The organism is Streptomyces sp. Y7 (assembly GCF_043195415.1).
GTDB lineage: Bacteria > Actinomycetota > Actinomycetes > Streptomycetales > Streptomycetaceae > Streptomyces.
This window is the reverse complement of the sequence record NZ_JBIDDQ010000010.1, coordinates 224,106-236,661: the sequence shown is the minus strand read 5'-3', so window position 1 is coordinate 236,661 and position 12,556 is coordinate 224,106. Positions and strand designations below refer to the sequence as shown.

The following is a 12,556-nucleotide window of genomic DNA, read 5'->3' as shown; positions in this document are numbered from 1 at the left end:
CCCGTGGTTCAGGTACGGGGTGGCCCGCCCGGATGGCAGATTGTGCCACATGGGCATAGCCTGCCGAACGTGACCAGCCCCACCCCCGCACAGCCCCCGGCGCGACCCCGACCCACCCACCACCCCGCAGGCGCTACCCGCACCCCCACCCATCCCGCACCGTCACCCCCCAGCCCGACTCAACCGCCCACCCAACTCCCGCACACACCGCACCAGTTCCTCCGGCGACTCCACCACGAACTCACAGTCCACCATCGCCAACCGCACCGCCATCCACTCCACCGCGTCCCCCCCCGCCCCCCGAAGCCGACACCGGGCCCCGCCGTCCACAGCTTCCGGCACCCCCAACCACCCCGGCACCCGAGCCGCCACGAACTCCACCGGCGCGTCGAACGTCACCAAGAACTCGTACGTCTCCTGCCGCCGCCACATCGACTGCCGCAGATATTCCGCCGCATTCCCCGTCGGCAACTCCCGCGGAGCGAACCGCGCCCCGGTCGCGAACGGCTCACTCACCCGGTCCACCCGAAACGTCCGCCAGTCCCCCCGGTCGAGGTCGTACGCCACGAGATACCAGCGCCGCCCGGTGGACACGAGCCGGTACGGCTCCGTCAGACGCCGGGACTCCGTCCCGTCCTTCGCCCGGTACGCGAACCGCAACCGCTCCCGCCCCGCGACACTCGACGCCATCACGGTCAGCGTCTCGGGCGCGATACTCGCCCCGTCCCCACTGGTCAGCGGCGTCGTCGCGGACTGCAGCGTGGACACCCGGTGCCGCAGCCGCGACGGCAGCACCTGCTCCAGCTTCGCCAGCGCCCGCACCGACGCCTCCTCCACCCCCTCCACCGCATGCCCGGCCCCGGCCCGCAGCCCGACCGCGATCGCCACGGCCTCCTCGTCGTCCAGGACCAGCGGCGGCATCGCCTTGCCCGCCACCAGCCGGTACCCACCGTCGGACCCTCTGGCCGCCTGCACGGGATATCCGAGTTCCCGCAGCCGGTCGATGTCGCGCCGCACGGTGCGCCGGGACACCCCGAGCCGGTCGGCGAGCTCGCCGCCGGGCCATTCACGGGGCGTCTGCAGCAGGGAGAGGAGCGTGAGGAGCCGTGCCGGAGTGTCCGTCGTCATGAATGCGAGGATGCCGTAGAACTAGGACATGATCTGACCTATTGAGGCCATAGCTTTGAGCCATGACCGCAACCGAGACAGAACCGGCGCGTGTGACCAGCGACGTGACCAGTGACGTGACCAGCGACAAGGCACAGGCCACCACCCAGATGACCCAGTCGAACCAGCCGACGAAGACGACGCAGCCCACCTCGGCCGCGGACCGCCGTAGGTGGTTCGCCCTGGCCATCGTGATGACCGCGGCCTTCATGGACCTCGTCGACGTCACGATCGTCAACATCGCCATCCCGTCGATCCAGCGGGAGGCCGGCGCGACCTTCAGCCAGATCCAGTGGATCACCGCCGGTTACGCGCTCGCCTTCGCCGCCGGTCTGATCACGGGCGGCCGCCTGGGTGACATACATGGCCGCAAGCGGCTGTTCCTGATCGGTATCGGCGGCTTCACCCTGGCCTCGGCCCTGTGCGGCTTCGCCGCCAACCCCGAGATGCTGGTCGCCTCCCGCATCCTGCAGGGCGCGATGGCGGCGCTGATGGTCCCGCAGGTGCTGTCGATCGTGCACGCCACGTTCCCGGCGCACGAACGCGGCAAGGTCTTCGGCCTGTTCGGCGCGGTCGTCGGACTCGGCGCGGTCACCGGCCCGCTGCTCGGCGCGCTGCTGACGGAGTGGAACCTGTTCGGCCTCGAATGGCGCCCGATCTTCCTGATCAACCTGCCCGTCGGTATCGCGGGCCTGATCCTGGGCAGCCGCTTCATCACCGAGTCCAAGGCGCCGAAGGCGCTGAAGCTGGACCTCGTCGGCGTCGCGCTGGTCACCCTCGGACTGCTGATGCTGCTCTACCCGCTGACCCGCGGCCGTGAGCTGGGCTGGCCGCTGTGGGGGTACGGGTCGATGGCGGGCGCGTTCCTGGTCCTCGCGGTGCTGGTGGTCTTCGAGCGGCGGAAGGCGTCGCGCGACGGCTCCCCGCTCGTCGAGCTGTCGCTGTTCAAGGTGAAGAGCTTCGCGGCCGGCATCGCCGTACAGACCGTGTTCGGTGTGGCGCTCGGCATCTTCTTCCTGGTCTGGACGATGTACATGCAGTTCGGTCTGGGCTGGAGCCCGCTGAAGGCCGGCCTGACCGGCATCCCGTTCTCGATCGCCGTGTCGACGGCGGCCGGTCTGTCCGTCCAGCAGCTGGTCCCGCGCTTCGGCCGCAAGGTCCTCCAGGCGGGCGCGCTGGTGATGGGGCTCGGCGTCCTGATCTACATCTGGGAGGCGAACCGTTACGGCCTGTCCATCGCCCCCTGGCAGATGGCACTGCCCCTGGTCGTGATGGGCGTCGGCATGGGTCTGATCGTGGCGCCGCTGACGGACGCGATCCTGTCCGAGGTGCCGCGTGAGCACTCCGGTTCGGCGTCGGGTCTCATCAACACCGTTCAGCAGATGGGCAATGCCCTCGGCCTCGGTCTGGTCTCGGTGGTCTTCTTCGGTGTCGTCGACGACCGGATCGCCGAGGCCACGGGTTCCGCGGGCGGCACCGAGGGTGCGGCGAGCGCGACGGGCATGGCCTTCGCGGACGGTTTCCAGAACGCGCTGGTCTGGGTGGCCGCGGTGATGGGGGCGATCTTCCTGCTGATGTTCGCCCTGCCGAAGCGTCCGGCCCAGCACGTCGAGGGCGGGTCCGAGCCGGCCGACGAGGAGCCGCGGACGGAGACGGGCACGGAGAAGGAGCTCGCGCCGGCGGGCTGACACAGGGGAGAACAGACGGTGGCTCGGCACTTCGGTGCCGGGCTTTTCGTCGTTCCTGGTCCACCCCGAGCCGAACCCCGAGCCCGGTCATGCCCAGGTGAGACCACACTCATGCCCGATTGAGCCCGAACCTGTTTACTTTCTGGAAATCCACGCGTAGCCTCCGTTGCGAAACCACAAGTTCGGGCACAGTTCGGAGGCGAACGGACATGTACGCACCGGAGCGGCAGCAGGAGATCCTCCGGCTGGCCCGTGACGGCGGCCGGGTGGACGTCCTGTCGCTGGCCGAGGAGTTCCAGGTCACCGCGGAGACGATCCGCCGGGACCTGAAGGCCCTCGACCGCGCCGGCCTCGTACGCCGGGTGCACGGCGGTGCCATCCCCGTCGGGCGCCTGGACTTCGAGCCGGACCTCACCGAACGGGAGGGCACGGCGGCCGACGAGAAGGACCGCATCGCCAAGGCGGCCTTGGCCGAGCTGCCCGCCGAGGGCACGATGATCCTCGACGCCGGTACGACGGTGGCCCGGCTGGCCGGCGCACTGCCGCTGGAGGCCTCGCTCACCGTCGTCACGCACAGCCTGCCCATCGCCGCCCGCCTCGCGGACCACCCCGGCCTGCAGCTCCACCTGGTCGGGGGGCGCGTCCGGCACCGTACGCGCGCCGCTGTGGACGCCTGGGCGCTGCGCGCGTACGGCGAGATCCGGGCCGACGTCCTGTTCGTCGCGGCCAACGGCTTCTCCGCCGAGCACGGTCTGACCACCCCCGACCTCGCCGAGGCGGCCGTGAAGCGCGCGGCCGTGGCCGCGGCCCGCCGCGTGGTGCTGCTCGCCGACTCCTCCAAGCACGGCCAGGAGCACTTCGCCCGGTTCGGGGACCTGGGCGACGTGGACCTGCTGATCACCGACAGCGGGCTGAGCCCCGAAGACGCCACCGCCATCGAGCGCGGCGGCACTGAAGTGCTCTGCGTCTAGAGCGGCACAGAAGTGCTGTGTGTTGAGAAACGAGTGCGCATGATCCTCACCGTCACCCCGAACCCGTCCCTGGACCGCACCTACGAGGTCCCCTCGCTCGACCGCGGCGAGGTCATCCGCGCCACCGGCGAGCGTATGGACCCGGGCGGCAAGGGCGTGAACGTCTCCCGCGCGGTCGCGGCCGCCGGGCGGCGCACGGTCGCGGTGCTGCCCCTGGGTGGTGCGCCCGGCGCGCTCGTCGCCGACCTGCTCGACGCGCAGGGCATCGAGGTCGCGCCGGTCCCGGTCACCGGCGCCACCCGCTCGAACATCGCGCTCGCGGAGTCGGACGGCGTACTCACGAAGATCAACGCCCCGGGGCCCGAACTGTCGGCGGCCGAGCAGGAACTGCTGCTGGAGACCGTGCGCGAGCAGTCGCGCGACGCGGACTGGATCGCCTGCTGCGGCAGCCTGCCGCGCGGACTCGCGCCGTCCTGGTACGCCGATGTCGTCGCCCGGGCGCACGCGGGCGGCGCGCGGATCGCGCTGGACACCTCCGGGCCCGCCCTCCTCGAAGCGCTGCGCGCCCGCCCGGACGTCGTGAAGCCGAACGCCGAGGAGCTCGCGGCCGCCGTCGGACGTCCTCTGTCCACTGTGGGCGACGCGGTGAAGGCGGCCGAGGAACTGCGTGAGATGGGCGCGCGCGCCGTGCTCGCGAGCCTGGGCGCGGACGGGCAGCTGCTCGTGGACGACGCGGGCGCCTGGTTCGGCAGCGCGCGGGTGGACGCCGTACGCAGCAATGTCGGCGCGGGTGACTCCTCCCTGGCCGGCTTTCTGATCGCCGGGGGGAGCGGGCCCGAGGCGCTCGCCTCCGCCGTCGCTCATGGCGCGGCGGCCGTCCGGCTGCCGGGCAGTGTGATGCCCTCGCCTGCCGACCTGGACGCGGCGGCCGTGACGGTCACGGCCGAGGTGCCGGTCGACCGCGTACTGAAGGAGCCGGTGTCATGACGAATGTCGTGGATGTCACAGTTCTTGCCGGTTCGGTAGATGAACGGCCAGGATCGCCGTTACTCACGGCCGTCGACGGACGGCAGGGCCTCCTGAGCCGCCCCGCCGCCCCGAGGAGGCGGGGTTTCCCCGGCCCCGCCTCCTCCACTCCCGCCCCCCACACCGCCCCCGTCCCCTTCTGCGCCCATGAGACTCCCCGGGCGATACGCGTGCGAAGGAGCCCGCGATGAGCGACATGATCACCCCGGACCTGGTCGATCTCGACCTGTCCGCCGACTCCAAGGAAGCGGCGGCGCGCGCCCTCGCCGAGCGCATGGTGGCCAGGGGCCGGGTGACCGACCTGGAGGGCTTCCTCGCCGACGTGGCGGCCCGTGAGGCACAGATGCCCACCGGCCTCGACGGCGGCATCGGCATACCGCACTGCCGCAGCGAGCACGTCACCGAGCCGACGCTGGCCTTCGGGCGCAGCGCCGCCGGCATCGACTTCGGCGCGACGGACGGCCCCGCCGACCTGATCTTCCTGATCGCCGCCCCGGCGGGCGCCGACGACGCCCATCTGACGATCCTCTCCTCGCTCGCCCGGCAGCTGATGAACGCCGAGTTCACCGACGCGCTGCGGTCGGTGGGCGACCCGGCGTCGGCGGCGGCGCTGATCCGGGGCGAGGAGCCCCCGGCGGCCGCGGGCGTGCCCGATTCCCCTGACTCCGTGGCGTCGTCGGTGGCGGCCTCCGCCGACGCCGCCACGGACACGCCGGCCCCGGTGCCGGGAGCGCGCACCGAGGAGGTGAACGCCCCGGCGCCGGGCGCCCCGGCCGAGGCGCCCGCCGACGACGAGCGCCCCTTCCGGATCGTCGCCGTCACCTCCTGCCCCACCGGCATCGCCCACACCTACATGGCGGCCGAGTCACTGGAGAACGCGGGCCGTGAGGCGGGCGTCGAACTCGTCGTCGAGACCCAGGGCTCGGCCGGCTTCACCCGGCTCGACCCGGCCGTCATCGCGGCGGCGGACGGCGTGATCTTCGCCCACGACGTGGCCGTACGCGAGAAGGACCGGTTCGCGGGCAAGCCCACCGTCGACGTCGGCGTGAAGGCGGGCATCAACCGCCCCGCCGCCCTCATCGCCGAGGTCCGCGCCAAGGCCGAACGCGGCGAGGCCACCGCCGCCGCCCGGCCCGGCACCCCGGTGGAGCGCGCGGGCGAGCCCGGCGAGGGCTACGGCACCAAGCTGCGCAAGTGGCTGATGTCCGGCGTGAGCTACATGGTCCCGTTCGTCGCCGCCGGCGGTCTGCTGATCGCCCTCGGCTTCGCGATCGGCGGCTACCAGATCAACGAGGCCAAGTCGGTCACCGAACACTTCGACTGGGGCCAGGTCGACAGCTGGGGGGCGCTGCTGTTCCAGATCGGCGCCGCCGCCTTCGGCTTCCTCGTACCGGTCCTCGCCGGATACATCGCCTACGGCATGGCCGACCGGCCGGGTCTCGTGCCCGGCTTCGTCGGCGGCGCGATCTCCGTGACGATCGGCGCCGGGTTCCTCGGCGGTCTGGTGGCCGGTCTGATCGCCGGTGGTGTGGTCCTCGCCATCCAGCGCGTCGACATCCCACCGGTGCTGCGCGGCATCATGCCGGTGGTGGTGATCCCGCTGGTCTCCTCGGCGGTCGTCGGCTTCCTGATGTTCGTGGTGATCGGCAAGCCGATCTCCGAGGCGCAGAAGGCCATGACCGACTGGCTGAACGGCCTCTCGGGCACCAACGCCGTCCTCCTCGGCGTCCTCCTCGGCCTGATGATGTGCTTCGACCTCGGCGGCCCGGTCAACAAGGTGGCGTACACCTTCGCGACGGCCGGCATCTCGGTCGCGGCGCCCAGTGACTCCGCGATGAAGATCATGGCCGCCGTGATGGCCGCCGGCATGGTCCCGCCGCTCGGCATGGCCCTGGCCACCACGATCCGCAAGAAGCTGTTCACCACCGCCGAGCGCGAGAACGGCAAGGCGGCCTGGGTGCTGGGCGCTTCCTTCATCTCCGAGGGCGCGATCCCGTTCGCGGCGGCCGACCCGCTGCGCGTGATCCCCGCCTCGATGGCGGGCGGCGCGGTCACCGGCGCGCTGACCATGGCCTTCGGCTCGACCCTGCGCGCCCCGCACGGCGGCATCTGGGTCACCTTCCTGATCGGCAAGCCGTTCCTCTACCTGCTGGCCATCGCGGCCGGTACGGCCGTCACGGCGGGCCTGGTCATCCTGCTGAAGGGCATGCGCAGGACGGTCCCGGAGGGCACGTCGGCCGCGGAGTCCCCGGCGGCCACGACCGCGCGGGCGAAGCAGCCGGTCGCGGCGTAGTCCTCCGCCGGACCAGCCGACCGCTTGTCCCTTTCGGGCGCTGTGAGTTGTTCACGGCACCTGCGATATACGTCACGGTCCGGGCCCATAGGCCCGGACCGTGGTGTCTACTGGGGGACATGCCGGACAATGTCTCGATCCTCCAGCTGCTGGGCCCCGTCGTTCTCGCCCTGGCGGCCGTCCTCTGGGTGATGGGACTCGTCCGCCTTCTGCGCCGCAGCCGCCCCGAGGCCATGCCCCGGCCGTCGGACCCGATGCTCCCGGGGCTCCCGCACCAGCGGCAGACCGCCCCCGCGCTGGAGGCCGTCGAACTCACCCCGGCCGAGCGTGACGCCTTCGCGGGCCTGGTACGACAGCTCGGCGACAGCCGCTGACCTGGTCGCGCCGCCTCAACCGGAGCTGCACCGCCGCTGTTTCGGCGTTACGGGACCTGCGCCGCTCGCCGCTCCATCGCGTCCCGCGCCGCGTCCTCGGTGACGTACACCTCGCACATGTGCCGCCCGTCCGGCGTCGCCGTGTGCTCGACCTCCCAGAGGGAGACCTCCTCGCCGTCGCGCAGCAGGAAGGCGTGCTCGTAGAGCGAGAAGCACAGCCCGGCGCGGCCCGCACGGCACGGGCGTCCGAACGCCTGCGTGATCTGGTGGGCGAACGCCCGGGCCAGCAGCGCGGCCGTCTCCGTGCCCGGCCGGTCGGTGTTCTCCGCCCGGCGCAGCAGCCGGCGCGCGTGGTCCGCCGAGTCGTCCGGCACGTACGCGTGCCGGGGCGCGGATATCGGCGACAGCTGCACGGTCACCGGCAGTTCAAAGTCCGGCGCGTCGGGCGGCAGCGGCAGCCGCGCGGTCGCGGCGCGCAGTTCCTCCTCGTCGGCGTACACCTCGTGCTGCGGGTCGCTGCCGCGCGCGGTGTTGTGGACGAGCTCCCACAGGGTGAGCGCCGAGCCGTCGGCGAGCAGCCATGTGTGCCGGTACGTCTCCCGGTGCAGCCCCGCACTGTGGTGCGCGGAGTGCAGCGAGCTGTCATGCGCCAGCGCGCAGTCGAGCCGCCGTATCGCCTCGTCGGGCAGCTCGAAGCTGTTCAGGGCACGGCCGAGGAGTCGCGCGAGATGCTCCTCCGGAGACTCCGCCGACTCGGGTGGTTCGTACGCTGTCGTCTCGTACGGAACGCTCAAGGTTTCTCCCGGCGTTGCTGCATGTCACCTTGTGGGTGCATACCGTAGCCCCTCGGTCGGACATCATGTCCGGGAACCGAGAAAACGTACGTCCGGCAAAACGCGCGGGCCGCGCGAGAAGTTCCCGCGCGGCCCGACGAACCGTCAAAAATCCCTGCTGGAGGGCTACTTCACTGCGTCCGTGCAGTGATCAGGAAGCGCTGCCCGCGACCCACTCGCTCCACGCCATGTTCCAGCCGTTGAGGCCGTTGTCGGGCGTCACGGTCTTGTCGGGGGAGTTCTTGACGATCACGACGTCGCCGACCGTCGAGTTCTCGAAGAACCACTTGGAAGGCGTGTCGCCCTGTCCGCCCTGCACGTCCTGCAGGCCGACGCAGCCGTGGCTCGTGCCCTGGCGGCCGAAGGGCGGGTTGCCCTTGTTGTACCAGTAGTTGCCGTGGATGAAGGTCCCCGACTGCGTCAGCCGCATCGCGTGCGGCACGTCCGGGATGTCGTACGCGTTGGCGAGGCCGACGGTCCGGCTGTCCATCCGCAGCTTCTCGAACTTCTCGGTGATCACCATCTGCCCGTTGTACGTGGTGAACTCCGAGCTGCCCGCCGAGATCGGCACCGACTTGATCGTCTTTCCGTCCCGTACGACCGTCATCGTCTGCGTGTTGACGTCGACCGTCGAGACCTGCGAACGCCCGATGGTGAAGGTGACCGTCTTCTTCTGCACCCCGTAGACGCCGTTGGCGCCCTCGACGCCGTCCAGGTCGATCTTCATCGTGACCTTGGATCCGGCCTTCCAGTACTCCTCGGGCCGGAAGTCGAGCCGCTGCTCACCGAACCAGTGCCCGACCACCTTCTGCCCGCTGCTGGAGCTGACGGTGATGTGCGACTGGACGGCCTTCTTGTCGCCGATCGCCTTGTCGAAGTTGAACGACACCGGCATCCCGACGCCGACCGTGGTGCCGTCGTCGGGCGTGTACGTCCCGATGAAGCTGTTGGCCGAGGAGACCGTGGTGAAGGTGGAGTCCGCGGCGGTGCTGCGCCCGTCCCCGTCCTTCGCGGTGGCCGCTATGCGGTACTTGGTGCCCCGCTCCAGCTGCTCCTTGGGCTTCCAGCTGCCCCCGTCGGCGGCCAGGGAGCCCGGCACGGGCTCCCCGCTCTCCGCCACCGTCATCTTCACCTCGGTCAGCTTGCCGTCGCTGACCTTCACACCGGTCGAGTTGATCGACGCCCCGTTCGAGCCGTCCTTGGCCGAGATGTCGATCGTCGCGGCGGACGTCTTGGAGTCCTTGCCGCCCTTGTCGTCGTTGTCGGCATTGGCGCTGCCACCGCAGGCGGTGAGCGTCAGGGCGCCGATCATCAGGGCGGCACAGGCCCCCAGTGCGCGCCGCGCTGCTATGTCCGGCGTTGTCACGATCTGCTCCATCTTCATGCGATCTGCGGGATGCGTTCCGTTCCAGGGGGGAAGAGGTCATCGCCCCGGGACCGGGTTCCCAGCGTTCGCGGTGAATGCCGTCACGTGACAGAACCGCGACAATCGCACGCGTGATCGCCCGCACGGAGCGGCGGGGAAGGGGGCCGCCGGCCGGCCCCCGCCGCCGCGGGATGCCTACCCCTCCCCGTACAACTCCCGGTAGGACGGCCACAGTCCACCCGGTCCGTCCACCGACTCGGCCGCGCGCAGTGCCCGCACGATCGCCCGCGTCACGGCGTCCGCGCCCGCCGCGAGCACCTCGTTCAGCGCCAGCGGGTGCCCGGCGTCGAGCGGGCGATCCCCGGTGGCCATCGCGAACACGGTGTCCCCGTCATTGAGCAGATGCACCGGCCGCACGGCCCGCGCGATGCCGTCGTGCGCGGTGCCCGCCAGCTTCTGCGCCTGTGCCTTCGACAGGTCCGCGTCGGTGGCGACCACGGCGAGCGTGGTGTTCAGCGGGGGCGGCGCGTTCTTCGCCGCGGCCTCGGCCAGACGCAGCCGCGCCGCCTCATGGACGTCCTCCCGCGGATACCTCACGCGCCCCTGCAACAACTCCCCGTACAGTGCCCCGGTCTCGGGATCCACGGCCGACCCCGCCGCGTTGGCCACGACCAGCGCGGCCACCGTGATCCCGGAGTCGAGCACGCTGCTCGCGGTGCCGATCCCGCCCTTGACCGGCCCGACGGTCGCCCCCGTGCCCGCGCCCACACAGCCCTGACGTACCGGTGCACCGGGTTCGCTCGCGGCGGCCGCCTCGACCGCCGCCCGCCCGGTGGCCGCGTCCGGCCGGGCCCGGAAGTCGCCGCCCCGCCCGAGGTCGAAGACACAGGCGGCGGGCACCACCGGCACCACATGCGCCGGATCCACCCCCACGCGCACCCCGCGCCGCTGCTCCTCCAGCCAGGCCATCACCCCGGACGCCGCGTCGAGCCCGTACGCGCTGCCCCCGGTCAGCACGATCGCCTCGACCTTCTGCACGAGGTTGCGCGGATCGAGCGCGTCCGTCTCCTTGGTGCCGGGCCCGCCACCGCGCACGTCCACGGCGGCGACGGCCCCGCCCTCCGGCGCGAGGACCACGGTCGTGCCGGTGAGCCAACCCCCGCCGGTCCGTGTCTCGTGCCCCACCCGGAGTCCGGCGACATCTGTCAGAGCGTCAACTGTCATGGGGCCAGTCTCGTCCAGCCCCCGCCGCGACGGGGCGCGCCGGCGTGAGGTCCGGCCATGTGGGGGGGGCTCCGCCGGGGCGGCCCGTCAGCCGACCGGTGTTCTCGTCTCCGTCCCGCGATCGTGGGTCGTCATACGTGCCGACAACGTCTCCCCGGTCGCCACCGCCAGCGCCGAGACGATGCCGGCCGCGAGCACCGCCCAGTCGCCCAGGAACGTGCAGCAGATCACCAGCAGGGCCGTGGTCGGGAGCACCAGCTGCTGGGCGATGCCGACCTTGAAGTAGCGCGAGTGCAGCAGCCAGACCGTGAGCAGATACAGCGCCGTCGGCAGGGTCACCGCGGCCGACGCCGCCAGCGTCGAGATGTGCGCCTTGCCCACGGCATGCTCGACCGCCACCTCCAGACCGGCCCCGATCGCGGCCGCCGAGGCGAAGACCACGTAGTGGCCGTAGCCCCACAGGAACGCCTGCCTGTTGGAGCGCAGATGACCGTGGATCGGCACCACGAAGTAGATCCACCAGGCGGCGAAGATGATCAGCAGGCCGCCGGCGGCGATCGGCAGCACCTCGCCCAGGGCGTCGTTCTCGTCGATGCCGGTCTTCACGGCGACCGTGGCCGCCGCGATGGTCTCGCCGAGGACGATGATCGTGAACAGGCCGTACCGCTCGGCGATGTGATGGGGGTGCCAGGAGGTGGGGTGCTCCCGCTCCGCGAACGGCGGCACGCACATCTCCAGGATCGCCATCACAAGGAACCACCAGGGCCGGACGTCCTCGGGCAGGGCCACCAGGCCCACCCAGCCGATCTGGCACAGCAGCACGCCGCCGGCGTACCGCAGGGCCATTCTCCGCTCCGGCCCCGAACTCGACCGGGCCACCCGCAGCCACTGACCCACCAGAGCGAGCCGCATGATCACATAGCCGAGGAGCACCGCCAGGTACTCGTGATCCTCGAACGCCCTGGAGATCCCTGCCGCCAGGACCAGTACCCCGGCGATCTGGAGCAGGGTGACGACCCGGTACAGGACGTCGTCGTTGTCGTAGGCCGAGGCGAACCAGGTGAAGTTCATCCAGGCCCACCAGATGGCGAAGAAGACCATCGCGTAGTCGAGGATCCCCTGGCCCGCGTGACCCTCCGCGACCGCGTGCACCAACTGGATGCCGGCCTGGGCGATGGCCACGACGAAACACAGGTCGAAGAAGAGTTCCAGGGGAGTGGCGACCCGGTGGGTCTCACCACGGCCACGGGCGCTCAGCCTGCGCAGCGGGCGTCGGCGTCCGTGAGGGCGGGGCGAGTCCGGCGCGGGAGTGGAACTGGACGTCATGGGGACAAGCACAGCAGATGGCGCGGGGAATTTCTCCTGTAGGGGATCACCCGCCCGCGGGGGACAGGGGCGGTCCGCACGGGGGCCGTACCCTGGACGCATGAGCACCGCCCCCGACCCCGCCCCGGAGCCGCGTGAGCCGAAGGCCGCGCTGATCTTCGACGACCCGCTGGACCAGCAGTCCTCGGACGACACGGACCGTGGATGGGGCGAACGGCAGGGCGGCGGCGACAGCGCGGCCGACCTGAAGCGGTTCCTCGACGAGAAGCCGCCCCACCACCTCTGAGC

11 protein-coding genes are annotated in these 12,556 nt (G+C 71.4%); 6 read left to right on the top strand and 5 right to left on the bottom strand.

Features of this window, described 5'->3' with window-relative positions; all coding sequences use genetic code 11:
• Positions 1-162 precede the first annotated feature (162 nt).
• Complete coding sequence (locus ACGFW6_RS25570) at positions 163-1,128, bottom strand: helix-turn-helix transcriptional regulator (RefSeq protein WP_393514175.1); 966 nt, start codon at positions 1,126-1,128, stop codon at positions 163-165.
• 149 nt (positions 1,129-1,277) lie between these two features.
• Between ACGFW6_RS25570 and ACGFW6_RS25565 the strand changes: the two genes are divergently transcribed.
• From ACGFW6_RS25565 to ACGFW6_RS25545, 5 genes are all read left to right on the top strand, one after another.
• Entirely contained in the window at positions 1,278-2,855 is a 1,578-nt protein-coding gene (locus ACGFW6_RS25565; RefSeq protein WP_393514216.1) for an MFS transporter, read from the top strand.
• 209 nt (positions 2,856-3,064) lie between these two features.
• Positions 3,065-3,826 (top strand): DeoR/GlpR family DNA-binding transcription regulator, encoded by a 762-nt coding sequence (locus ACGFW6_RS25560; RefSeq protein ID WP_393514173.1) that lies wholly within the window; start codon positions 3,065-3,067, stop codon positions 3,824-3,826.
• Positions 3,827-3,865: 39 nt separating this feature from the next.
• On the top strand, positions 3,866-4,813 hold the full coding sequence (pfkB, locus tag ACGFW6_RS25555) for a 1-phosphofructokinase (protein WP_393514171.1): 948 nt from the start codon (positions 3,866-3,868) through the stop codon (positions 4,811-4,813).
• 226 nt (positions 4,814-5,039) lie between these two features.
• Positions 5,040-7,145, top strand: coding sequence for a fructose-specific PTS transporter subunit EIIC (locus ACGFW6_RS25550; protein WP_393514168.1), 2,106 nt, complete (start codon positions 5,040-5,042; stop codon positions 7,143-7,145).
• 119 nt (positions 7,146-7,264) lie between these two features.
• Positions 7,265-7,519, top strand: a complete 255-nt coding sequence (locus ACGFW6_RS25545) for a hypothetical protein (RefSeq protein ID WP_393514166.1) — start codon at positions 7,265-7,267, stop codon at positions 7,517-7,519.
• Positions 7,520-7,566: 47 nt separating this feature from the next.
• Here ACGFW6_RS25545 and ACGFW6_RS25540 read toward each other — a convergent pair whose 3' ends face one another.
• From ACGFW6_RS25540 to ACGFW6_RS25525, 4 genes are all read right to left on the bottom strand, one after another.
• Complete coding sequence (locus ACGFW6_RS25540; protein ID WP_393514164.1) at positions 7,567-8,313, bottom strand: DUF6227 family protein; 747 nt, start codon at positions 8,311-8,313, stop codon at positions 7,567-7,569.
• Positions 8,314-8,503: 190 nt separating this feature from the next.
• Positions 8,504-9,718: an Ig-like domain-containing protein gene (locus ACGFW6_RS25535; RefSeq protein ID WP_393514161.1), complete on the bottom strand. Its 1,215-nt coding sequence runs from the start codon at positions 9,716-9,718 to the stop codon at positions 8,504-8,506.
• 195 nt (positions 9,719-9,913) lie between these two features.
• Positions 9,914-10,942, bottom strand: a complete 1,029-nt coding sequence (locus tag ACGFW6_RS25530; RefSeq protein ID WP_393514159.1) for a P1 family peptidase — start codon at positions 10,940-10,942, stop codon at positions 9,914-9,916.
• Positions 10,943-11,029: 87 nt separating this feature from the next.
• Positions 11,030-12,268: a low temperature requirement protein A gene (locus ACGFW6_RS25525; protein ID WP_393514156.1), complete on the bottom strand. Its 1,239-nt coding sequence runs from the start codon at positions 12,266-12,268 to the stop codon at positions 11,030-11,032.
• A 100-nt stretch (positions 12,269-12,368) separates the two neighbouring features.
• On the opposite strand from ACGFW6_RS25525, the gene ACGFW6_RS25520 reads away from it, so the two are divergent.
• Positions 12,369-12,554 (top strand): hypothetical protein, encoded by a 186-nt coding sequence (locus ACGFW6_RS25520; protein ID WP_393514153.1) that lies wholly within the window; start codon positions 12,369-12,371, stop codon positions 12,552-12,554.
• Positions 12,555-12,556: the final 2 nt, after the last annotated feature.